24 protein-coding genes and 1 riboswitch are annotated in these 24,779 nt (G+C 35.8%); of the genes, 6 read left to right on the forward strand and 18 right to left on the reverse strand.

Features of this window, described 5'->3' with window-relative positions; translation table 11 throughout:
• Positions 1-30: 30 nt before the first annotated feature.
• A riboswitch (yybP-ykoY riboswitch) is annotated at positions 31-196 on the forward strand.
• Positions 197-286: 90 nt separating this feature from the next.
• Both A6J74_RS10310 and A6J74_RS10315 read left to right on the forward strand, forming a co-directional pair.
• Entirely contained in the window at positions 287-1,081 is a 795-nt protein-coding gene (locus A6J74_RS10310; protein WP_000383309.1) for a TerC family protein, read from the forward strand.
• A 205-nt stretch (positions 1,082-1,286) separates the two neighbouring features.
• A complete protein-coding gene (locus tag A6J74_RS10315; protein WP_000893032.1) occupies positions 1,287-2,138 on the forward strand; it encodes a formate/nitrite transporter family protein in 852 nt (283 codons plus the stop codon).
• A 27-nt stretch (positions 2,139-2,165) separates the two neighbouring features.
• Here the strand turns inward: A6J74_RS10315 and A6J74_RS10320 are convergent, their stop codons facing one another.
• The 9 genes from A6J74_RS10320 to A6J74_RS10360 form a co-directional block, all read right to left on the reverse strand.
• Positions 2,166-2,477, reverse strand: a complete 312-nt coding sequence (locus A6J74_RS10320) for a cyclic-phosphate processing receiver domain-containing protein (RefSeq protein ID WP_001028942.1) — start codon at positions 2,475-2,477, stop codon at positions 2,166-2,168.
• Positions 2,478-2,490: 13 nt separating this feature from the next.
• Positions 2,491-3,240, reverse strand: coding sequence for a prepilin peptidase (locus tag A6J74_RS10325; protein WP_105299438.1), 750 nt, complete (start codon positions 3,238-3,240; stop codon positions 2,491-2,493).
• Between the two features lie 86 nt (positions 3,241-3,326).
• Positions 3,327-4,037 (reverse strand): LutC/YkgG family protein, encoded by a 711-nt coding sequence (locus A6J74_RS10330; protein ID WP_000907756.1) that lies wholly within the window; start codon positions 4,035-4,037, stop codon positions 3,327-3,329.
• Positions 4,037-5,458 carry a LutB/LldF family L-lactate oxidation iron-sulfur protein gene (locus A6J74_RS10335; protein WP_000061931.1) on the reverse strand — a complete coding sequence of 474 codons (1,422 nt, stop codon included), beginning with the start codon at positions 5,456-5,458 and terminating at the stop codon, positions 4,037-4,039. The genes A6J74_RS10330 and A6J74_RS10335 overlap by 1 nt, the downstream gene beginning before the upstream one ends.
• A gap of 16 nt (positions 5,459-5,474) precedes the next feature.
• Positions 5,475-6,194 carry a (Fe-S)-binding protein gene (locus A6J74_RS10340; protein ID WP_000869145.1) on the reverse strand — a complete coding sequence of 240 codons (720 nt, stop codon included), beginning with the start codon at positions 6,192-6,194 and terminating at the stop codon, positions 5,475-5,477.
• A 168-nt stretch (positions 6,195-6,362) separates the two neighbouring features.
• Complete coding sequence (locus A6J74_RS10345) at positions 6,363-7,019, reverse strand: FadR/GntR family transcriptional regulator (protein ID WP_000594444.1); 657 nt, start codon at positions 7,017-7,019, stop codon at positions 6,363-6,365.
• 262 nt (positions 7,020-7,281) lie between these two features.
• On the reverse strand, positions 7,282-8,682 hold the full coding sequence (locus A6J74_RS10350; protein WP_000494805.1) for a sensor histidine kinase: 1,401 nt from the start codon (positions 8,680-8,682) through the stop codon (positions 7,282-7,284).
• Positions 8,683-8,685: 3 nt separating this feature from the next.
• Complete coding sequence (locus A6J74_RS10355) at positions 8,686-9,357, reverse strand: response regulator transcription factor (RefSeq protein WP_000521658.1); 672 nt, start codon at positions 9,355-9,357, stop codon at positions 8,686-8,688.
• Positions 9,350-10,324 carry a YncE family protein gene (locus tag A6J74_RS10360; protein WP_001234167.1) on the reverse strand — a complete coding sequence of 325 codons (975 nt, stop codon included), beginning with the start codon at positions 10,322-10,324 and terminating at the stop codon, positions 9,350-9,352. The genes A6J74_RS10355 and A6J74_RS10360 overlap by 8 nt, the downstream gene beginning before the upstream one ends.
• A gap of 136 nt (positions 10,325-10,460) precedes the next feature.
• Here A6J74_RS10360 and A6J74_RS10365 point away from each other — a divergent pair, with 136 nt between their 5' ends.
• From A6J74_RS10365 to A6J74_RS10380, 4 genes are all read left to right on the forward strand, one after another.
• Positions 10,461-11,576, forward strand: a complete 1,116-nt coding sequence (locus tag A6J74_RS10365; protein ID WP_000898653.1) for a CdaR family transcriptional regulator — start codon at positions 10,461-10,463, stop codon at positions 11,574-11,576.
• Positions 11,577-11,692: 116 nt separating this feature from the next.
• Positions 11,693-13,105 carry a glycolate oxidase subunit GlcD gene (glcD, locus tag A6J74_RS10370; RefSeq protein ID WP_000884782.1) on the forward strand — a complete coding sequence of 471 codons (1,413 nt, stop codon included), beginning with the start codon at positions 11,693-11,695 and terminating at the stop codon, positions 13,103-13,105.
• A complete protein-coding gene (locus A6J74_RS10375) occupies positions 13,102-14,430 on the forward strand; it encodes a (Fe-S)-binding protein (protein ID WP_000209622.1) in 1,329 nt (442 codons plus the stop codon). Before glcD ends, A6J74_RS10375 begins: the two co-directional genes overlap by 4 nt.
• 465 nt (positions 14,431-14,895) lie before the next feature.
• Positions 14,896-15,717 carry a CAP domain-containing protein gene (locus A6J74_RS10380; RefSeq protein ID WP_000747570.1) on the forward strand — a complete coding sequence of 274 codons (822 nt, stop codon included), beginning with the start codon at positions 14,896-14,898 and terminating at the stop codon, positions 15,715-15,717.
• A 39-nt stretch (positions 15,718-15,756) separates the two neighbouring features.
• Here the strand turns inward: A6J74_RS10380 and A6J74_RS10385 are convergent, their stop codons facing one another.
• From A6J74_RS10385 to potA, 9 genes are all read right to left on the reverse strand, one after another.
• On the reverse strand, positions 15,757-16,362 hold the full coding sequence (locus A6J74_RS10385; protein ID WP_000241828.1) for a DUF1648 domain-containing protein: 606 nt from the start codon (positions 16,360-16,362) through the stop codon (positions 15,757-15,759).
• A gap of 91 nt (positions 16,363-16,453) precedes the next feature.
• On the reverse strand, positions 16,454-17,377 hold the full coding sequence (locus A6J74_RS10390; RefSeq protein ID WP_000448340.1) for an RluA family pseudouridine synthase: 924 nt from the start codon (positions 17,375-17,377) through the stop codon (positions 16,454-16,456).
• Between the two features lie 98 nt (positions 17,378-17,475).
• Positions 17,476-17,892 (reverse strand): hypothetical protein, encoded by a 417-nt coding sequence (locus A6J74_RS10395; RefSeq protein ID WP_000490306.1) that lies wholly within the window; start codon positions 17,890-17,892, stop codon positions 17,476-17,478.
• A 101-nt stretch (positions 17,893-17,993) separates the two neighbouring features.
• The gene (locus A6J74_RS10400; protein ID WP_000856447.1) at positions 17,994-20,186 is read right to left on the reverse strand and encodes an MMPL family transporter; all 2,193 of its coding nucleotides are present in this window, start codon (positions 20,184-20,186) and stop codon (positions 17,994-17,996) included.
• Between the two features lie 109 nt (positions 20,187-20,295).
• Complete coding sequence (locus A6J74_RS10405; RefSeq protein ID WP_000727805.1) at positions 20,296-20,943, reverse strand: phosphatase PAP2 family protein; 648 nt, start codon at positions 20,941-20,943, stop codon at positions 20,296-20,298.
• Positions 20,944-21,002: 59 nt separating this feature from the next.
• On the reverse strand, positions 21,003-22,052 hold the full coding sequence (gene potD, locus A6J74_RS10410) for a spermidine/putrescine ABC transporter substrate-binding protein PotD (protein ID WP_000772488.1): 1,050 nt from the start codon (positions 22,050-22,052) through the stop codon (positions 21,003-21,005).
• A 36-nt stretch (positions 22,053-22,088) separates the two neighbouring features.
• Positions 22,089-22,889, reverse strand: a complete 801-nt coding sequence (gene potC, locus A6J74_RS10415; RefSeq protein ID WP_000714202.1) for a spermidine/putrescine ABC transporter permease PotC — start codon at positions 22,887-22,889, stop codon at positions 22,089-22,091.
• Positions 22,890-22,895: 6 nt separating this feature from the next.
• Positions 22,896-23,744, reverse strand: coding sequence for a spermidine/putrescine ABC transporter permease PotB (potB, locus tag A6J74_RS10420; RefSeq protein WP_000715502.1), 849 nt, complete (start codon positions 23,742-23,744; stop codon positions 22,896-22,898).
• Positions 23,741-24,724 carry a spermidine/putrescine ABC transporter ATP-binding protein PotA gene (potA, locus tag A6J74_RS10425; RefSeq protein ID WP_000720326.1) on the reverse strand — a complete coding sequence of 328 codons (984 nt, stop codon included), beginning with the start codon at positions 24,722-24,724 and terminating at the stop codon, positions 23,741-23,743. The genes potB and potA overlap by 4 nt, the downstream gene beginning before the upstream one ends.
• Positions 24,725-24,779 lie beyond the last annotated feature (55 nt).

Consider the following 24,779-nt stretch of genomic DNA (forward strand, 5'->3'; position numbering starts at 1 on the left):
TAAATTATCCATATAATGAGAGTACAATAGCATATCTCCAAAGGGGAGTAGCGTCCAAGAATATTTCTTGGAAACAAAGTCGTCATTACGTAGAACTTAGTTCTTCCGGCTTTGTTGGCATTTTTATTACATATGTCTAGCAAGACCTTTGCCTATTAACGGCAGAGGTCTTTTTTGTATTCATTACCAAATTCTTCCAAAGTTAATAGGCAGGAGTATGGGGAAACTAAATAGTGGGGAAATTCTTCACTTATTTAGTACTTATAGAAATGAGAGGAGAATGTACATGGATGTATCATTATTATTGGAGTATGGTTGGGTATTACTCATCCTGATTGCACTTGAGGGGATTTTAGCGGCTGATAACGCGCTTGTTCTTGCAATTATGGTTAAACATTTACCAGAAGAAAAACGTAAAAAAGCACTATTTTACGGATTAGCGGGGGCATTTGTTTTCCGATTCGGATCGTTATTTATGATTTCGTTCTTAGTCGATGTATGGCAAGTGCAAGCAATCGGTGCTATTTACCTTATGTTTATCGCTGGTAATCACTTATTTAAAACGTATGTTAAAAAGAATACGGATGAAGACACAGAAGAAAAAGAAGCAAAGAAAAAACAAGAGAATTTTTGGTGGACTGTATTTAAAGTCGAGGTTGCTGATATCGCCTTTGCAGTTGATTCAATTTTAGCTGCTGTTGCATTAGCAATGACTTTACCGAAAACAGGACTAGGTACAATTGGTAGTCTTGATACTGGGCAATTCGTTGTTATCTTTGTAGGTGGACTTATTGGATTAATCATTATGCGATTTGCAGCAACTGCTTTCGTACAAATATTAAAACGTAAACCAGGACTTGAAACTGCAGCATTCTTAATTGTAGGTTGGGTTGGTGTGAAGTTAGCAATCTATACATTAGCACACCCTGCATTAAATGTAATTCCGCATTCATTCCCAGAATCTACTCCGTGGAAACTTACATTCTGGATTGTATTAGTTGGAATCGCAGTTGGCGGTTGGTTCTTCTCGAAAGAAGTAGAAGTAAAAGTAGAAAAGAATTTAGACGAAAAAGCGCTGTAATTACAGCGCTTTTTCTTTTTTATTTCAATTCCCTCTCTATTTTTAGAAAAAATTCCATTATACTACCTTTTGTAATCGCTTTCTTATTTTATGTATGTCCTTTTTGTGAAACATTGCACAAACTTATTGAAACTGTGAACGAATCCATGTACTTTATTCATATAAGGAGTATTTATAGAAGATTTACTAAAGGAGCGTATGACTCATGCTAGAACAAGGATTAGATTATGTTGTCAAACTGGCTAAGAGCAAAAAGAAAATGCTAGATATAAATCCGATGCAATATTTCATTCGTGCTGCACTTGCGGGCATTTATATCGGTTTTATTATTGTACTATGTTTTAAATTAGGTAACTTTTTTCACATTGCAGATTCACCAGCAACTTATTTAGCTGCTTCCATGTTTTTCGGGATTGCCCTCGTACTTATTATATATGGTGGTGCTGAATTATTTACTGGAAATACAATGTACTTCACAGTAGCAACTTTAAGAAAAGAAACAACGATTTCTGATACACTTCGCAACTGGATTGCATGTTATGCAGGTAACTTAGCGGGTGCTTTATTCTTTGCCTTACTATTTTACGCAACTGGCATTTTCGAAGCGATTGATCACGGTCATTTAATGAATAAAGTAGTTGAAGGAAAGATGAATACACCTACAATGCAATTATTCTTTAAAGCAATTTTATGTAACTGGCTTGTCTGTCTTGCCTGCTTCTTACCTTCTCAAGTGAAAGGTGACACAGCCAAAATATTAATGATGATGATGCTCGTTTTCACTTTCTTTTTATCTGGTTATGAGCATAGCATTGCAAACTTATCACTGTTTGCTTTATCTTTAGTATCACCACATCCTGAGACAATTTCTTTTGCAGGCGCTATTCATAACTTAATTCCAGTTACAATCGGTAACATTATTGGCGGGTCCGTATTTGTCGGTATGGTATATCACTACTTAACAAAGAAAACACCTGATGTTAAACAGGAAGAGACTGTAATCGCAGCAGCTCAACAAGAAGAGATTATTCCTTTACAAGCACATATGAAACATTAAAAACTCCAAAGTTAGACTTTGGAGTTTTTAGCTCCCCACATATTTCACAATAATACTTGCTTCAATCTCTCCTTGTTCTTTTCCACCCTCTATTCTTTGTTTCATCTTATCCATACCAATGACATCATTTGTGTGAAAGTGGATTTCCTTAACATATAATCCCTCTTTACAAAAAATATTTACGAAATCAAATCCATTACTCTGCCGCCATCCCATATTAAAGTCGAGAGAAATAATATTTACCTCATTCTCCCTAACAAATTGCAAGGCAGTTTCTACTGTAGTTGCGGGCACATATCCAAACGGACAACCTCTTTGATCATCCATATATATATTCATTCTCTATCCCCCTCTATTTTGAATACACAATTAATACATAACATATTGCTCCAAGACTAATAAAAGGGCCAAATGGAATTGGTTTACTTGCTTCTATACGCTTTAATAAAATACCCATCCCGAAAAAACAAAGACTACAATAAGACGCTAAAAATAAAATAATAAAAACCCCTTTCAATCCCACTATAAATCCAAGTAGCGAGAGTAATTTTATATCCCCTCCACCAAGCCCTTCTGGATATATCTTTTGCATACAATATAACAAAAAGAGTATAACCCCACTACCAACTATACTATCTATCCACGTAACTAACGGTACAAAAATACATTCTAAAATAAGCAGAAAAGCAAACGAAATTAAAATACGATCAGGAATTAACATATATATATAATCTGTAACGGAAATAATAAGAAGTAACGAAAAAAGCGATAAAATGATGAGAAGCTCTCGTTCTACTCCAATCATATATACAGTAAGAAAAAATATTGTACCGGTTACAAATTCAAATACTACGTACAGAATCGGAATTCCCCTCTTACAATCCGTACAGCGCCCTCTTTGTATACAAAATGAAATGATTGGAATTAGTTCTTTTGGCTTTAGTACATACTTACAATAATGACAATGCGAACGCGGTGTAATAATAGACTCGCCTAAAGGAACCCTTATTGCGATTAGCATAAAAAAAGAACCAAACACCATACCCACTAACAATGCATATATATAAGTGAACATCCCTTCCTCTCCTTTCCAAAAGAACATAACAAAAAAAGGAGAGAACTTCTACTTCATATTATCCTTTATTCTACTAAAAAAGCAGGCCATTTTCTGGCCTGCTTTCCCCTCTTTTATACGATGAAATATACCGCTTTTAATGGTCCGTGTACTCCGACAACAAGATTCATTTCAATGTCAGCAGAGTTACTAGGTCCTGTAATAAAGTTAATACAAGATGCCGCTGTCTCGCCATTTTCTACACGTGAGTTCATATCCTGAACTGCTTGCGTAATACGAGGCACAAGTGTTTCACGTGGAATAATAGCAAAGTATACAGTCGGTAAAAAGTGTAAAGAACGTCCTTGCCCTTTATGACTTTGTACAACAATTGTACCAGATTCAGCTAATGTATAATCACTAAATGCAATACCGATATTCGCTTTTTCAGCTATACGCATATTTTCGTCTTTTCTCTCTGGATCCCATACGTTTACTTCAATATCTCGCTTTGGAAGTTCTTCTTTAAATAAAGATGTTAAACCATATGCATCAAAGCGTTCATCTGCTGATAATAAAATAGGTCCCCCGCCGTTTTCCATGATTACTTTTTGAAGGTCTTCATACAAACGGTCATTTGTCGTTTCTACTACAGTTGTATGAATGTTTGTACATTGCTTTTTAAATACTTCTAGTAATTCTTCTTGTGAATAATCTTTTAACGTTTCTATATTCACATTACTTTTCCATACTGGACGCTCGACACCTTCTCTTTTACGCGCACGCCCAAGTTCTTTTGCAATGTTATCTAGAAAGGAATCACGGTTTTGAATTAATCCTGCCATTATTTATTCCCGCCTTTCTTATGATCTTTATACCAATCACGGAATCTTTCTTTACTTGGCGCTGGGAATTCACGAATATCCGTCCAGTTTTTAAGTGGTCCAACACCTTTTGATACACGGTTACCAGATGTGAATGGACTCATTGCTGCTGGTGCCATTTTTGAGCCCATTTTGTATAATGCAGCTGAAGAAGCACCCATACTAAACATTTTCATCGCTAATTTTTCTGCAAGTGGCGCACGTCCTTCTTGTTCAACGATTACTTGGCGATGCTTTAATAATAAATCATGTAATGGAATTTTTACTGGACAAGCCTCTGTACATGCTCCGCATAAACTAGATGCATAAGGAAGCTCTTTGTAATCATCATATCCACCTAAAAGTGGTGTTAATACCGCACCGATTGGTCCTGAGTAAATCGATCCATATGAATGTCCACCAACGTGACGATATACAGGACATACATTTACACAAGCTGCGCAACGAATACATTGCAATACTGAACGGAATTCAGATCCAAGAATTTGAGAACGACCATTATCAACAACAACTAAATGGAACTCTTCAGGTCCATCAACTTCCTCTTCTTGAATTGGTCCTGCTACTGTTACATAACTTGTTAACTTTTGACCTACCGCACTACGGCATAGTAAACCAACTAAAACATCTAACTCTTCCATTGTCGGAACCATACGTTCCATACCCATTACTGCTATTTGTGTTTTCGGAATTGACATAACAAGATCCGCATTACCTTCGTTCGTTACTAAACAAAGAGATCCCGTATTTGCAACAGCGAAGTTACAACCCGTCACACCAATTTCCGCATCCATAAATTTCTCACGAAGTTGTTTACGAACAAACTTTGTCATCTCATATGGATCATCAGAATTTTCATAGCCAAGTTTTTCTTTAAATACATCGCGAATTTGCGTTCTATTTTTATGAAGTGCAGGCGCAATAATATGTGAAGGTGGATCGTTATCTACTTGCAAGATATACTCTCCTAAGTCACTTTCTAACACTTCACAACCAATTTCTTCAAGCGCATGGTTCATACTAATTTCTTCTGTTACCATCGACTTTGATTTCACTACTTTTTTCGCTTGTTTCTTTTTCGCGACGTCTTGAATATACTTTGCTGCTTCCTCTTTCGTTTTCGCAAAGTACACATGGCCGCCTCTTTTTGATACATTTTCACTTAACTGCATTAAGTAATAATCAAGATTTTCTAACGTATGTTGACGAATTTGTTCACCTAGTTCACGCCACTCTTCCCAGTTTCCCAATTCGTCCGCTGCTTTTAATCGATTCGTATATAAACGCGTTTGTGCAGAAGATACTGCTCCACGCATAAACGAATCTTGAATTCCATCGCCTACGCGATCATTAAATTTTTTCTCACTGATTTTCATAGACATAGCTTATGTTCCCCCTTCATGAGCGACTATTCAGTACCTCAGCAATATGCATTACTTTTACTTCTTTTCCTAAACGCTCAATACGTCCGCCAATGTTTAACAAACACCCACAATCTGCACCGATTAAATAATCAGCACCTGTTTCCATTACACTATCTACTTTTTCATCTACCATTTGCTCAGAAATCGGAGTCATCTTAACTGAAAACGTTCCCCCAAACCCACAACAATTTTGCACGTTTGGCAGTTCTCTCACAGTTAATCCTTTTACATTAGACAATAAAATTCCTGGTGCCTCTTTTACTCCAAGCAGGCGTGTCATATGACAAGACTTATGAATAGTAGCTATTCCTGGTAAACTTGCACCAACATCTGTCACTTTTAAAACATCTACAATAAATTGTGTAAATTCATATGTTTTATCAGCAACCTTTTGTGCACGTTTAGCCCATTTCGGGTCATCTTTAAAAACATGCGGATACTCATGAAACATTGTCGCACAAGAGCCAGATGGCGTAACGATATATTCTGCATCTTCGAAAGTTTCAATCATATGTTTCATCGCTTCTTTTGCTGCTTCTACATGGCCGCTATTATAAGCAGGCTGACCACAACAAACTTGTGCTTCCGGAAATTCAATTTCACAACCTAAACGCTCCAATACTTCAACTGTTGCTTTACCGACATTTGTTTCAAACATATCGACTAAACAAGTAACAAATAAAGTAACTTTCATAATTATTACTCCCCCTCTTTACAACTTCGCCAACAGACATATGGTCATCAGATGACTTAAGAGAGAAGAAATAGGCTCAACCATGGCCTATCCTCTCCCTTTTCTAAAGAAAACGCTTACTTAATCTTTCTCTATTTTATCAGAAAATTAGATTTTTTGAAGATTAAATTACGAATTTATATCGTTTCTACCTGTGACAATATGTTCTACATTTGTTAAATGCTCTAGCATTGCTTGCTGCGCTAATTCTACATCTTGTTTTAAAACCGCATCATATATAACTTGATGCTCTTCTATAAGTCGTTCTGATGTCGTTTGTTCACCATATAAAATAATGCGTCTTGATTCACCAATCGTTTCAGCAATCATCTCTGAAACATGATTCATGAGTTCAAGCAAAATGCTATTATGCGAAGACTCTGCAATTCCCATATGGAACTGAAAATCTGCTTTTTCGCCAGCCTTTTCATCTCCAATGCTCTTTGCCATTTCATCTAACCAATGTTTCATATTTTGCAAATTATCTTCCGTACGTTTTGCCGCTGCTGCTCGAACTGCCCCCACTTCAAGCACCTTTCGCACTTCTAATAAATTCAAAATATCTTCTTTCTTCATTAATAATCTATTGTTTAATGATTTTGTTAATGAAGAAGAATCAAAGTTCTTCACATATGTGCCTTCTCCTTGCTTCATTTCAATTAAGCCCATCGCTCTTAGCGCACTTAACGCTTCACGAACAGCAGATCTGCCAACTTGAAACTGCTCAGCTAATTGATGCACAGGAAGTAGCTTGTCACCAGGTTTTAACGTACCATTTTTAATCATTGTTAAAATAGCTTCAGATACTTCTTCGTAAATTTTTTTCGGTTTAATAGATTTGTACTCCAGTTAAATCACCTCAGTATCTTCCAAACAACAATTGAAACGATTTATAAGAACTTAGCATCCATACCTATTTTAGAACGAATTGGTAAGAAGTACAAATGTTTTGTTCATAAAATAGTCAAATTTTTAATATTTATTTGCTATTAATTTATATCTATTCCTATATTCATTTATATTCAATTGAAAAAGCATGTCCTTTACATTAGAACATGCTTCCTTCATCTTGTATTTTTAACTTAATAAATACTGTTGTTCCCTTACCTTTTTCACTTTCTATTTTCCACTCACCATCATGTATATGAACAATTTGCCTTACAATCGCAAGCCCTAAACCTGTTCCACCATGTTGGCGACTTCTCGCTTTATCAACTCGGTAAAAACGCTCACCAAGATTCTCTAAATGCTCTGCATCAATACCTATTCCTGTATCCTTTATTTTCAACTCACAGTAATCGTCTATTTGCTCTAGCGTTATTATGATATTCCCGTTTTGATTTGTATACCGTATCGCATTATCTAACACGTTATGAAGAACTTGTTGCATACGATCTTCATCAATCATTACGATAATTTCAGGATTTAAATTCGTTGAAATACGAAGTTTTTTTTCTATAAACTTTAGTTCATACGTATCTAACACATCTTCAATAAGCTGCGAGAACACAATAGGTTGCTTCTTTAGAGGAAAATGTTCACCTTCTAGTTGCGCTAAATCTAATAAATCATGAACGAGACGCTGCATACGATCCGCTTCTTTATGAATAAGCTGCGTCACTTTTTCTTGCTGCGGTCCCTTTGCTACACCATCTAAGATAGCCTCACTATACCCTTTTATATAACTAAGCGGTGTTCTAAGTTCATGCGAAACGTTAGCCAAAAATTCCTTACGCTTTACATCTTCTGTTTCTAAAGAATGCGCCATTTTATTAAATGCTTTTCCTAATCGTCCAATTTCATCTTCTGAAGAAATGGTAATCCGCTCCGAGAAATCTCCAGTAGCGAAATGATTGGCAACCCGCTCCATTTGCGAAAGCGGCTTCGTAATCGCTATAATAATTTTTCTCCCAATCCATATCGTAATTAAAATCATAGCAATTGCTAGCGGGGCTAAAATAAGACCCATATCATATATTAAGTCTTTTATACTTTTTAAAGGAATATAAGAATATACAATTCCAACTAACTTTTTATTATCTAAAACAGGGATAACAACCCCCATAATATTCCGATCAAAATGTTCTTCATATCCTACCTTTGTCACCGTTTTACCATCTAGTAGTGTTTGTCTATCCCCTTCACTTATAAGAGAATGATGATGCACATCAAAAGGCAAACATGCGCTTAGATCACGAGGATTGGAAACGAAAAGAACGTCTGAACTAGATATTTGATCAAATGCTCTTACTTTCTCTTCAAAAGTTGACATTCCTTCATTCTTATCATATTGCGTTGCAAGACGCTTTCCTTCCATTACTAATGAGTCTTTTAAATTATCAACGTATAACTTTTCATACGAGTATAAAGATACAAAATAAAGAAAGGAAACTGTTACACATACTGCACATACTACTGTAAGCCAAAGCTTTTGTACCATCGTAAACATACGTTACACCTCAAATTTATAGCCTACACCCCAAACAGTTTGAATGTAGTTTCCACTTTCTCCAAGTTTCAAACGCATCGTTTTCACATGTGTGTCTACTGTTCTTGTACTTCCCGCATAATCATACCCCCACACCTTTTCAAGCAATTGTTCCCGGCTAAATACTTGTCCTGTATGTTGGCAAAGGAAATATAGTAAATCAAACTCCTTTACTGTAAGAGAAATCGGATCGCCATCTGCCTCAATCCTCCTACTTTTTTCATTAATAAGAATGGGACCAAATTGAATCTCCTCTTGCTGTTCTTGCTTTGTATAACGTCTTAGTACAGCTTCCATACGAGCAATTAATTCACCTGGACTAAACGGCTTTACAATGTAATCATCTGCTCCCATGCGTAAACCGTTCACCCTATTCCACTCTTCACCTTTTGCCGTTAAAAATATAATTGGCACATCTGACGTTTTTCGAATCTCTTTGCAAACTGAAAGTCCATCCATCTCTGGCATCATAATATCTAATACAACGAAATCATAATGATCTGACTCTAATTTTTTTAGAGCCTCTTTTCCATTTTCAGCTTCTCCCCACTCGTATCCGAAGTTATCTAAGTACATTCCGACAAGTTGCCTCATGTCACTTTCATCATCTACAACTAGCACTCTATATTTACCCATTGTCCTTCCCTTCCCTCTCTATGAGTTGAAATGGTCCTTTTCCGACTTTAATTGTTTGTTTTATTTTCATACTCTTCATATCCATGACGCACACTTCATCACTATCATAACTTGCTACATATCCTTCTGCCCCGCTTTTCAAAAATGCAAATGGATTTGAGCCTACTTCAACGGAAGCTACCTCTTTATACGTACTAATATCAAATTTTCTAAGCGTATTCGAACCATGGCTTAATGCATATACGTACTTATTATCTTTCGTTATGTTCACAGGCATAAACGGGGCGTGTAAAGAACGTACCATTTCGCCGCTCTGTAAAGAATACACTAATACTTTCTCATTCACTTGATTTCCATCACCATGTCCGCCAATCCATATCTCTTTTCCATCCGGACTAATCGTTGCTCCTGTTGATGCTGGTGGAATCATAAAGGATTGTATAACCTCTTTTTTCTTTGTATCAATTGTCGTTAGCTTCGTATCATAAAAGTTTAGTACAGATAACTGGTTATGATACTCTACCAGGGTTATCGGTCCTTTTCCTGTTGAAACACTTTCTGTCTCTTTCCCTTCTATCGTAAAGAACCTTACCTTTTGTGCATTTTGATCGGCGGCAAACAATTGTTTTTTATCTTCTGATACAACCACATTTACAATGCCTTTTCCAGTTTTATATTTTTCCACTTGCCTTCCTTCTGCTAGTGAATATACATACATGTATTCTAACTGCTTACCATATACAAGTATGTCCTCGCCGTTTGGAAGTAGTGCAATTCCTGCCATCGGTTCATTTAATTCCCATGTCGTAATTAATTTATTAGTTTTTTTATCAATAAAACTAATACTGCCTTCTTTTATATTCGTTGTTATAATAATACTTTTATCTTCAGTAATTGGTGTATATGAACTTCCTTGACACCCTACTAATAGAAATAAAAAACAGAGAAGAAAAACATACTTTCTCAAAAGATTCCCTCCATTTTCGAATGATTTCGTTATAATTGTAAAATAACAAATAAATGTGTGGAAAGTGTGAAATCTTCCTTTCTTATTCAACTTACATATATAATGTACAACAAATAGAATTTGAGGTGTGCAAATTATGCTTTTTCCTGATTTAGCGAATAAAATTGTACGGGAAGTACGCAGACTAATTACAGAAAATATTATTATCATTAATATACAAGGTGTTATTATCGCCAGTACAGATGCAAAAAGAATCGGTCAATTTCATGAGGGAGCACTCCGCTGCGCGAAACAAAAGAAAACCGTCATCATTACAAAAGAAGATGAACGACGGTTGCAAGGTGTAAAAGCCGGGATGAATCTTCCTTTACTATTTCATGACGAAGTAATTGGTGTTATTGGAATTACAGGAGAACCCGACAATATTTCACAATACGGAGAAATATTACGGAAGATGACCGAATTATTAATTCATGAAAACTACTTTTTAGAGCAATTAGAACTTGAACACCGTTCTTATGAAGCATTTGTCTTTGATTGGCTTCAAAATACAGACTGGTCTTCAAGTTTTCTCGATCGTGCAAAAACACTTGGCGTTGATTTATATAAGAAGAAACAACTTATTTTGTTTTCGATTGATCAAAATGATACGATGCTCCAGCGTAAAGTTTGGCAACATATTCGCAATCTATTAGCAAAAGACCATCTATTTGTTCGCTGGGGAAATGATCGATTTATTTTATTTTCAGCGATGAGCTCTAAAGAACAAACTTACCTATTTTTAAAACGGTTAAAACATGACTGTGAAACTTTATTTTCTATCCCTTTATATATCGGGATTGGGCAAACCGTTACGCCAAGCAAGATGCACATATCATATGAACAAGCACTACGAGCGCTTTCTGTGTCACTTGAAACGAAAAAAATTGTATTTAATGAAGATTTACGTTTAGAAATGTGCTTACAAGATATTTCTATCGAAACGCGAGAACAGTTTCTAGAGCGTACCATTGAAAACTTAGTACAATCTCCTGAGCTCATGCACACTTTACGTTTATTTATCGATTATAACCAATCTTATAAACAGACAGCTGAGCAATTACATATACACATTAATACATTGCATTACCGACTAAAAAAAATTGAAGAACATACCGGACTTGATCCGAAACAATTCAAAGATTTAAATGTTTTATACTTCGCACTCCTTTTATTAGATAATCATACAAAAAAGAACGATAAAACAGATTAATCTTCAGATGATTATACATAGAAAGAATCCTCCAACTTTTTTATCATTATAATGAAAGCACTGTTACAACGTTTTTATTATGACTAAACACGTTAACAGTTTGAGGGGGATTTCCAATGTTAGACAAGCAAATTATTCATTCATTCGTATCCATTGTTGGCGAAGATAATGTAGATACATCCAATATGGGGCGCTTAACTTATAGTTATGATGCCACTCCAAACTTCCAAGCAATGCCTGATGCAGTCATTGCTCCTCGTAATACAAATGAAGTAGCTGAAGTGTTAAAAGTATGTAACTCTCACAAAATCCCTGTGTATGTTCGTGGTTCTGGAACAAACCTTTGTGCAGGAACTTGTCCACTAGAAGGCGGTATCGTCCTTATTTTCCGCCATATGAACAATATTTTAGAGATTGATGAAGAAAATTTAACAATTACCGTACAAGCTGGTGTCATTACACTTGATATTATTAAAGCAGTAGAAGAAAAGGGATTATTTTATCCGCCAGATCCAAGCTCGATGAAAATTTCTACAATCGGCGGTAATATTAATGAAAACTCAGGCGGATTACGTGGATTAAAATATGGTGTAACACGTGATTATGTAATGGGTCTTGAACTTGTCTTACCAAATGGTGATATCATTCGTACTGGTGGTAAATTAGCAAAAGATGTTGCTGGTTACGATTTAACTCGTCTATTTATCGGTTCTGAAGGAACACTTGGAGTAGTAACAGAAGCGATATTAAAACTTGTTCCTATGCCTGAAACGAAGAAAACAATGCTGGCACTCTACGAAGATATTAATGAAGCTGCACGTGCTGTTTCTTCTATTATTGCAAATAAAATTATTCCAGCGACACTTGAGTTTTTAGACCAACCGACAATTGAAGTTGTAGAAGAGTTTGCACAAATCGGTTTACCAACTGACGTAAAAGCAATTTTATTAATTGAACAAGATGGTCCACCCGAAGTGGTCGATCGAGATATTGAAAAAATGGCTAACGTTTGCCACTCTATGAATGCAGTTGATGTTCGCGTTGCAAAAGATGAAGCGGAAGCAGATGCACTTCGTACAGCACGCCGTAGCGCACTATCAGCACTTGCAAGATTAAAACCGACGACAATATTAGAAGATGCAACAGTACCTCGTTCACAAATTGCTCCGATGGTTGAAGCTATTAATGCCATCGCAAAAAAATTTAATATTCCTATTTGTACGTTTGGACACGCTGGTGATGGAAACCTACATCCAACTTGTATGACAGATGCCCGTAATGAAGAAGAAATGCACCGTGCTGAACAAGCTTTTGCTGAAATATTTGCGAAAGCAATTGAGCTTGGTGGTACGATTACTGGTGAACATGGTGTTGGTGCGATGAAAGCTCCCTATTTAGAAATGAAATTAGGTAAAGAAGGTATTGCCGCTATGCAAGGGATTAAACAAGCCTTCGATCCAAATAACATTATGAATCCTGGAAAGATGTTCGCGAAAGACACTCGTAAAAGAGTGGTGGTTGAGCGATGACAACATTAAATAAAGAAAACATTCAAAAGGAATTTAAAGAACGATTAAGTGAAGATGAGCTACTAAACTGTATGCGCTGCGGGTTCTGCTTACCTACTTGCCCTACTTACATTCAATCTGGGTATAAAGAATCACATTCGCCGCGCGGACGTATCGCATTAATGAAAGCTGTCGTTGATGGTTTAATCGAGCCAGATGAAGATGTTGAAAATACTTTAAACGTTTGCCTTGGCTGTCGTGCTTGTGAACCTGTTTGTCCATCTGGTGTGAATTATGGACATTTATTAGAAGAAGCCCGTGATATTATTAATCAAAATAAAAAATTCTCTATGCCAGTGAAAGCCGTTCGTAAAATCGTTTTTGAAGGATTATTCCCACATCAAAATCGAATGAGAACTTTAACTGGACTTATCGGATTTTACCAACGTTCCGGCTTACAAACGTTAACTCATAAAACAGGTATTATGAAGTTATTCCCTGAAACACTTGCAACGATGGATCTCGTTTTACCAAAAGTCCCTAAAATGAAAGCAATGAAAGATCGTCCTACATTTTTATCTGCTGAAAGTACAAAGAAAAAACAAGTTGCATTCTTCACAGGCTGTTTAATGGATACGATGTTTTTAGAAACAAATAACGCAACGATGAAACTTCTTCAATTAGCCGGTTGTGATATCGTTATCCCGCAAACACAAAGTTGCTGCGGTGCATTACATGGACATGCTGGTGAAAAGAGTGGAGCAAAAGAATTAGCGAAACGAAATATAAAAGCATTCGAAGACTTAAACATCGACTATATTATTACGAATGCAGGTGGTTGCGGGGCTTACCTCGTAGACTATGATTATCTTCTAAAAGATGATCCAGAATGGGCTGAACGTGCAAAGCAGTTTGTTTCTAAAATTAAAGATATTACCGCTATTCTAGTAGAACTAGATTTCCATAAACGAACTGACTTACGACTCACGCCGCAAATTATTACGTATCAAGATTCTTGCCATTTACGTAACGTTATGCGAACATCTTCTGAACCTCGTATGCTACTAGAAGCCATTCAAGGCGCAACATACCGTGAAATGAAAGATGCGGATCGCTGCTGTGGTTCGGCTGGTATATACAACATTGTACACTCAGAATTATCAATGGAATTTCTAGATTATAAAATGGACCGTGTACATGAAACAGATGCAGCAACAATTGTCACTGCAAATCCAGGGTGCCTATTACAAATGAAACTAGGTATTGAACGTGAAGGTCTTTCTCATAAAATGAGAGGAATTCACATTGTAGATTTATTATTAGAAGCAATTGAAACTAACTCGTAATAACTCGTAACATACGTAATAATAGGAAAACGGCTATCTCCTTCGTCTATGTAAAGAGATAGCCGCTTTTTTGTCTGCTACAACATTAAAAATATGTTACTTTATTATAAAAAAGAACAACAGAAACATTACAGTTTTGTAAAAAACAATCCAGTATATTCCTTAAAAAAACGTTCAAACCATTGATACAATAGGATTCTTCATTTTCAATATAGGTACATTTATCCAAAAACCTCCTATTAAAACGAAGTATAAAAATGCTGAAAATTCCTTTTACACTCTACGTTTCTCTTATTTCTCTCCTTTTCTCTCCTTAGGATAAATTAGGTAAATTTTAAGTCTATGAATTTTTTTCCATCTTTTTTCTCGTAAATTGTATGCTACGATGGATTTGTCAGTCAGACAGGCTGTCAAAAACAAATCGTGTGAAAACAAATTAAAACTTTATATAGGGGGACACACATCATGAAAAAGCGTGTTTTATTATCTGTAGCTGCTGCAACAGCTCTTACTTTAGGAGTATCTTCTTTAGATGCACAAGCTGCAACAGTACAACCATCTAACATAAAGGTTCAAAATATTCAGCATTCAAAAGTGATGATGAAGCAAATGAACCAACAAGAGTTACAAGCATTCTTACAATCTATGGGAGTTGAATCATTAGCACAATGGCAACAAGGAAACTTCCAACCAAATTGCTTCGTTCCTGGTCAACAACCTACTGAAAATGTTGTAACTGAGCAACCAACAGCTAAGCCAGAAACTCAAAAGCCTGTTGAACAAAAACCAGCTGAGCAAAAGCCTGCTGAACAAAAGCCAGAAGCTCAAAAGCCTGCTGAAAACAATAATACGCAAAAACCTACAGAACAAAAACCAGCTGAGCAAAAGCCTGCTGAAGAAGCAAAATCTTTAAGCGAGTTCGAACAACGTGTTGTTGAATTAACAAACGCTGAGCGTACAAAACAAGGCTTACCAGCACTAAAAATCGATACTGAATTAAGCAAAGTAGCGCGTGTTAAATCTGAAGATATGCAAAAAAATAACTACTTTGATCATAACAGCCCTACATACGGGTCTCCGTTTGACATGATGAAGAAATTTGGTATTTCTTATACATCTGCAGGTGAAAACATCGCTCAAGGCCAACGTACACCTGAAGAGGTAGTACAAGCTTGGATGAACAGTGCTGGACACCGTGCAAACATCTTAAATAACGGCTTCACTCACATCGGTGTTGGTTATGTAGAAAGCGGTAACTACTGGACACAACAATTTATTACGAAGTAAATAGATAAAAAGAGTCTTCTCATAATGAGAAGACTCTTTTTAAGTTTCGTAACTTTCTATTATGTATGAATATAAAATGTAGGACATAAACAAAATAGATCCGCAACTTATTACGCTAAGCAATACATAAAATCCCCACTTCAAGTTCAAAAACAAGGAAAACAGTATACCACATGCCATCACTTGAAAAATTCGTCTACTCACTAAACGAATTTTTTGTAATTTAATTGGATCTTTTTCTTTACCCTTTATCTTTTTAAAATCTTTGCTAAGCATAAAAAGAAACATACTAATCCCGATCGTTAATCCTGTCTGAAAGGATATAAAACTTCCAAAATTAATAACGAGAATAAGCATATGAATAAACAACATAAATAAAGTAATCGTCTTTATAAATCCGCCTATAATGAAATGCTCTCCTCCATTAAACTTATATATATTATGTGAAATAATATACACAAATCCATGTAAAAAAATAATAAGAACCGGAATAAATGCAACAACAACTTGTTTACTCATAAATTCGTTCGGCCCACCATTTTCGTTCCAATGTACTGCCAAACGTTCTGGTAAATATGGATAGATGCATAGGGTAAATAAAAGACAAGCGAAAAATATTCCTAGTATATATTTATATTTGACCAAGTAATTCTCACCTCTCTTTTCTCTTTACGGCTTCGCTTCTTTTAGAGAAATTCCTGCAAAAATTTACTTTTCTCAAATTAAAACTTACACTTTACACATTTTCCCTTTGAAATTCTTTCATTATATTGTTTAATTTTGTAGGAAACGGTACATCAATTTCGATCTCTTCTTTCGTAATTGGATGCAAGAAATTAATTTTCATTGCATGTAACGCTTGCCCTGACATATATGTTGTTTGTCCACCATATAACACATCCCCAACTAGCGGATTACCATTATGGCTCATATGCACACGAATTTGATGCGTTCTACCTGTTTCTAATTGTAAGGTTACAAAGGTTGTATTGTGCTTTTTAAAATACTTTTCTACTTTATAGTATGTAATAGCTTCATCACCCTTTGGGGAAACACGACGTCTCGTAGCATGATGTCGATCCCTTCCAATAGCAGCGTCAATTGTACCCTTCTTCTTTTTCACTTTCCCTTCAACAAGCGCAGCATACGTTCTTTTTATTTTTCGTTCCATTAATAAACGATCCATAATCGCGCCAGCAATTCTATGTTTAGCAAACACGACACCACCTGTCGTATCTTTATCTAAACGATGAATATGGCGAACCTTCGTCTCTAAACCTTGCATTTGAAAATGAAAAGCAACAAGGTTTGCAAGTGTTCCCGTTCCACCTTTTTCGGCAGGGTGTGTGTCCATTTTCTCTGGTTTATTTACGATAAGTACGTGATCATCTTCATATACTACATGTAACTCACCATATTCTGGCTCTACACCGTACTCTTCCTCCATAAACATGTGAACTTGGAATTTATCGCCCTCTTTTAAAAGCTCATTCCATCTTCTCTGTTCACCGTTAACAGTAACACCTTTTTCCATACGAAGCTGATGTAATAACTTTTTCGGTAGTTCCCATTCTACTTTTAATAACGATTCGATACTTATACCATTCCATTTAGCCGGTACAGTAATTTCGCACCATTCGCCCTTCTTCTTTGTTTCCATACTATATCACCTTATTTCTATTGATTCTCTCATTGTAACGGAAAACACGCTTTGATGCATCGTCAAAAATAGAGGACAGCCTTATAATCGACTGCCCCTCACGCTCTAAGCCTTTTCATTTCCTGCAATACTTCTTCAGCTTTTTGCTCATACGATAAATCTTTGAAGAAATCCGCCAATCGTTTATAGTCGTTGTATGTATCTAATAAGTCGTCTATTTTCTCTCCTTTCATAACTTGCTGCTTTTGCTTCATTTTTACTGGATACCGATAGCCCGATAGCTCTTGTATTTTGTAATACTCATCCTCTACTTGAATAACCTTTACAAGTTCCTCCTCTTCTGCGTCCATCGTATATCCATCAAACTCTCTAAGCAGTTCATAAATGATATGAGTCCATTCATCTTTTGGATAAAATCCTTTTTCTAATCGATAACCGACAATGCGATACATATGCCCATCGTTTTCTGAAAATTGTACTGTATCATTTAGCTTAAATTTGAAATAACGAAACATTGCCTTCACCTACTTATATGTAATGTTCTTATCACATACTATTTGCAAAATGTAGGCCTTGCTATTCATAAAAAAATACTCATCTATAAGATGAGTATTTTTTATGATGATTTTTCTCGTTTTTTCCGAAATGGCAGCCACCAATTCCAGTCTCCAAACAACTTCATTAAGCTTGGTACAAGCATAAGACGAATAACGGTTGCATCAAGGAATATCGCTAATGCCACGCCAAGACCCATTTGCTTTACTGGTAAAATATCAGTAAATGCGAACGCACCCGTTACAACGATCATAATTAAAGCAGCTGACGTTATAATTCTACTCGTTGAAACGAGCCCTTCTAACGTTGCTTGATCATTATCTCCTGTTTCTTCATAAAGCTCATGAATACGTGAAATAAGAAATACTTCATAATCCATGCTAAGCCCAAATACAAGGCCGAAAATGAAGATTGGTAATACAAATAAAACAGGACTCGCTTCTAAACCAAAATGACCACCCTCAAATAACCAAACGACAATTCCAATTGTTGCACTTAAACTAAGTACGTTCATAATAATTGCCTTAATTGGAATGAGTATAGAACGGAATGCGAATAATAAAATGACAAAGGTTGATCCGAATATAACTGACATACCAATTGCAACTTTATCTTTAATTTCATCTTCTAACTCTTTTTGGAACGTCGTCATTCCGCCTAGGTAGTACGTAACATCATTTTCTTTATAATTACTTTTGAAATCACGAACCCACTGTTTCGCAGTTTCTGTACGAGGCTTCGTATCCAAAAAGACTTCTATTATTGTCTTATTTCCTTTTGAGTACGCTTCAAATACAGGAGCTATTTTTGCCGCTTCTGGCGACTGCAATATACCAGCAACTTGATCTGCTTTCATTCCGGTTAACCCATCGTATAAACTTCTTACCTCATATACTTTCTCATCATCTTTTAACTTTTGAACAACTTCTTCTATCTTTTGTAAACTCTCTTTTTCTTTTATATTTTTTTTCGTCTCTACTACTAATGTAACATCAGCATGTGTTTGGACCGTTTTATTAAATGCTTCTTCATATTTCTCATAAGCAACTCTAGTGTCACTCTTTTCAGGTAACGCTTCAACACCAGGAAACTGCAAATTAGCTGTACGTAGCGGTAATAAACAAATAACAATAAATGTTGTAACAGCAATAATCATTATGATTGGATGTTTCATTACAAATTGTGCAAATTTACGCCATGCCTTTGCCGGTGTATGTGCTACTTGATTCTTTTTTAATATTCGTTTTCCAATTAAAGATAATAGTGCTGGAAGAAGTGTAAGTGAGAATAAAATACTCATAATCACAACAATCATCCCGCTTATGGCAACAGACTGAATATAATCAATTTTAAAGAAAAATAAGCCTGATAAACCAACGAATACGCATAATCCTGAAAATACGATCGCACGTCCTGCCGTTTGATACGTAATCGCTATCGCTTCTTTCACCGTTCTCTTCGCAACTTCCTCTCGAAAACGATTCACAAATAACAGTGCAAAATCAATGGATAGTGCAAGTCCAATCATCGGTGCAACATTTAATACGAAAATAGATAACTCTTTGTCGCTACCTATAAAATATAAAATCCCCATCGTACTAATGACACTAAGCGCGCCATTTACAATCGGTAAAATAGATGCCAAAAGGCTACCAAATGAAAATAGTAATACGAGAAATGCAATTGGTAAACCAATCATCTCTGCTACTTTTAAATCATTTTGTGTTCTTTCATTAATCTCTTGATTAATTTTTGGAAATCCTGTAGGTGTTACTTTTAATGCTGTATTACTTTCCTTCTCAATAGTATCAGCGAACTGTAATGTCTTTTCCATACGTTCTTTAGTTGTTTTCCCGGAAAATAATATTGTCGCATAACCGATATTATCTTGTAACATTTCTTTATTTTGCACTGGATGATGGAAAGATTCATATTTCTCGTTCTCTTCAACCTTCTTTACAATGCTCTCTATTTGCTTTTTAAAATCCTCATGTGAAGCATCCTTATTCCTTTCAAAAACGAGTAGGAGCGTATCTTGAGACCTCTTAAAATCTTTATCTAAAATTTCTTTCGTCTTTTGATAGTCCCCTTCCGTTTGAAAACCATCACCACCTAATACTCCCGGTAGCTTTGGAGCAAAAATACCGAGTGCTATCGCAAGCAATAGTAGCGCTACAATTACTGTATAACGAAACTGATACAAGAAAGTTCCTAACTTCCCCCACTTATCCACTTTATGTACATTTGTCTTCACACATTTTCACCTACTTTAAATAATTCAATTATCACTTATACTGTATCACATCTTCATACAAACAAAAAACGTCTGGAAACACTATAATGATAGTTTTTCCAGACGTTTTTTATCTCTCTTTATTGAGCTGAAGCCTCTTAGTAAGTAAACGATGATAATAAATCGCGATAATTAACAAAATACCACCTACGCAATAACCTGCTAAAATATCAGTTGGATAATGTACATTTAAAATAACTCTACTTAATCCAATCGATACAATTAATATACCCATCAAAATGGTTATAACGTATTTCCCAGTTACACTCTTCAAATTTGCCGCAATGATATAAGTAAGAAAACCGAATGTCATAATAGATAACATTGCATGCCCACTAGGGAAGCTATACCCAAGTGCATCTAATGCTTCATTTAACGACGGACGCTCCCTTTTCACAATTTCTTTTATTCCTTTATTAACGAGATGTGTGATCAAAACCCCCATTGGATACACGATCATTGCAGCATAATAACGTTTCTGCCAAAAAACAAGCAAACTTATAATAAGTATAGTTACAATTCCAATTGCTGATCCTAACTTTGTAAAGTATGAGAAAAAAGTAAGTGAGCTCTCCGTTTGTAACCCCTTTACTAATCCGCGGACATATGTATCCATCACTGTAACGCCACCTGCATGTACGCGCCAAGCAATAATACTAAATACCATAAGTAATAAAATAACACACATTACCTCATACTGATGTAACTTCTTCTTCAAACGATTTCCTCCTACTATGAAAAAATGCGATTTCTACTTTAGAAACCGCATTTCCTTACTTATTTACCTTTTGTTTTTAATTCTGTCCAGTAACGATCATAGTCTTTTAACTTATCGTCTACATCAACAAGCCATTCTGTGCGATCTAATTCTTCTTTCGTTAAGAAGATCATATGGTTCTCACGATATTCTTTACTATGAAGAGGGTGAGCTTTTTCATTTGGATTACTGTACCCAATTGACTCGTAGTTTTTCACACTTACTTTCTCATCTAATAAATAGTTCATAAACTTCTCTGCAAGCTCTTTGTTTTTTGCACCTTTTGGAATTGCTAACGTGTCGGCCCAAATTGTGCCGCCTTCTTTTGGTACAACGTACTCTACATCTTTATTATCTTTTGCGATAAATGCTGCATCTCCAGACCAAACTGTTCCGATCCAAGCATCTTCTGTAATGAACTTTTGTTTAATGTTATCTGTATCAAATGCTAATAAATTTGGAAGTAGCTTCTGTAAATCAGTAGCTGCTGTCTTTAACTCTGCATCGTCTTTCGTGCTGTTTGAGAATCCATGCTTCTTAAGACCCATTCCTAATACTTCACGAGAATCATTTAGTAATGTTACATGTCCTTTATATTTCTCGTTCCATAAGTCAGCCCAGCTTGTAGGTGCTTCTTTCACATACTTTTTATTGTATGCAATCCCTGTTACGCCCCAAGTGTATACTAAAGAATATTTATTCTCTGGGTCAAATGCTGGCGTTTTGAAATTAGAAATCATATTTTCGATGTTCGGGATATTCTTCTTATCTAACGGCGCTAATAAATCCATTTTCGCCATTGTCTTAACCATGTAATCAGACGGCTGAATTAAGTCATACTTTGCGCCACCAGCTTGTAATTTCGCAAGCATTTCTTCGTTACTTGCATACTTATCATAGTTAATTTTTACGTTATATTTCTTTTCAAAATCTCTTAGCACTTGCTCATCAAAATTGTCAGCCCAGCTATAAATGTTTAACTCTTCTTTCTTTTCACCACAACCGGCAAGTACACCAGCAACAAGGCTAAAACTAATTGCTGCGCCAGCTATTCTTTTCATTAATTTCATCGGTTTTACCCCCTCGTACTTTTTATATCGTTCGTATTATAAAGGAAGGTGTCCTCCAGAGTTTTCTTCACCATCTGCACCTTTGTTACGGAAGATTTCCGATAGCACCATTAATCCTACAATAACAACAATTAAAATTGTAGAAAGGGCATTAATTTCAGGTGATACTCCGCGCTTAACCATACTGTAAATGTATAATGGCAATGTTGTTGATCCTGGTCCTGATACGAAGAAACTAATTACAAAATCATCAATTGATAATGTGAATGTTAATAACGCTGCTGAAACAACTCCCGGTGCAATTGCCGGAAACGTCACATGGCGAAACGTTTGCCATGGCGTTGCTCCTAAATCATTTGCAGCCTCTTCTAAATCACGTCCCATGCTAGAAAGACGGGCCGCTAAAATAACAACAACAAATGAAATACTAAATGTAATATGTGCGATAATAATTGTTGTTTGTCCAAGTTCCATACCTAATTGACTAAATAGGATAAGTAAAGATAATCCCATTAATATATCAGGAATTAAAATAGGTAAATATACAAGACCATTAATGGCCCCTTCAAAACGATATTTGTAACGATGTAATGCTATCGCAAAAAACATACCAAGTATCGTTGTTACAACTGTTGTTATAACTGCAATCGTCATACTATTTACAAACGCATCAATAACATCTTGTTTTTGAAATAAATCTGTATACCAATGGAATGTAAAGCCTTCCCATTCCGCATTAATTCGAGAATCATTGAAGGAATATACCATTAAAACCATCATTGGAAAATACAAGAACAATAAAATTAACCAAGAATAAGAAACTAAAAACTTTTTCATTTTTGCCTATTCCCCTCCGTTCCCATCATATTTATATACTTTCGTTGCACGATAATATAAGTAAATTAACAGAACAGAGAATAGAACAACAATCATAGATAACGCAGATCCAAACGGCCAGTCACGCGCACCTAAGAATTGGTTTTGGATTACGTTTCCGATTAATGCTACTTTCGATCCACCCATCACGTCTGATACAACAAACATTCCGATAGAAGAAACGAATACTAAAATAGAACCAGTAGCAATTCCTGACATCGTCATTGGTACTGTTACATTCCAAAATGCTTTTACTGGTGTTGCACCTAAATCATAAGCTGCTTCTAGCTTACGCTTATCCAGCTGCTCAATTGCTGCATACACTGGTAAAATCATAAATGGTAATAAAGAATATACCATTCCAAGTATTACAGAAGGCGTATTATATAGTAAATTTAACGGTTCACTAATAATACCTAATTTTAATAACAGTGTGTTCACAAGACCTTGTGAACGTAAAATAACAATCCACGCATATGAACGAACAAGGAAGTTAATCCAAAACGGTATCGTTGCCAATAATAAAAGAATAGAACGATATTTACGATCAACAATTGTAATTGTATACGCAAATGGATAACCAATTAATAAACAAAGTACTGTTGTAATAACAGCAATCTTTACTGTTTCCCATAATGTTCCCATATACAATGGGTCAAACACACGTACTATATTATCTAACGTAAATTGCATTTCCACTGTTCCGTATGCTCCGCGCTGCATGAAGGCAAAACCCAATACGAATACAAGTGGAACTAGGAAGAAGATTAACAGCCACGCGACTGTAGGTAGTGCGAGTAATTTCCCTTTTTTCAATTTAAGGTCACCTCGTCCTCTTGCTCCCATCCTACATATACATTATCTCCAATGCTCCACTGTGCTGCTTCTTCAGCTGTTTGATACGCCATCAATAATTCTGCTGTTTTCTCATCACGTACATAAAGCTTTTCCATATTTCCAACAAACTCAATGTCTTCAATATGTCCAAGATGGTAATCTTCTAAAATTGGTTCTTCAACCGAACGTACCTTTACATTTTCAGGGCGAATTGCTACGTAGTCTTCCCCGTTTTTCACAATATTATTTTCACCGATAAATGTCGCAACGAACAACGTTTTCGGCTTATTATAAATTTCTTTCGGTGTTCCGATTTGTTCAATATGTCCTTTATTCATAACGACAATACGGTCACTCATGCTCATCGCTTCTTCTTGATCATGCGTTACGTATATGAACGTAATCCCTAAATTGCGTTGTAAGTTTTTCAATTCACGTTGCAAATCTTTTCTTAGCTTAAAGTCAAGCGCTCCAAGTGGCTCATCCAATAGTAATACACGTGGGTTATTTACAATCGCTCTCGCAATTGCTACACGCTGCTGCTGCCCACCAGACAGCTTCATAGGTTTACGATTACGGAACTCTAGTAACTGCGTTAAACGCATTGCCTCTTCAGCACGTTCTTTCTGTTCTGCCGCTGGTACTTTTTGCATTTTCATACCGAAACAAATATTTTTCTCCACATTCATATGCGGGAATAGTGCATAATGTTGGAACACTAAGTTCATATGACGCTTATATGGCGGCAAATCGTTAATCTTTTCATCATCTAATAAAAGATTCCCTTTAGTTGGAGTTTCAAATCCTGCGATCATACGAAGTAACGTCGTTTTCCCGCAACCACTCGGCCCTAAAATTGTTAAAAACTCTCCTTCTTTAATATCTAAAGAAAGCGGTGGGATAATCACTTGATTTCCAAAATGTTTTTCTACTGCTTCAACTTTAATAATTTTTTTCATTTTCCCGTCCTATCTACCTTAAATTTTAATTTTTATATTCATGAATAAATATTTA

This window comes from Bacillus sp. FDAARGOS_235 (assembly GCF_002073415.2).
Taxonomy (GTDB): Bacteria; Bacillota; Bacilli; order Bacillales; family Bacillaceae_G; genus Bacillus_A; species Bacillus_A toyonensis.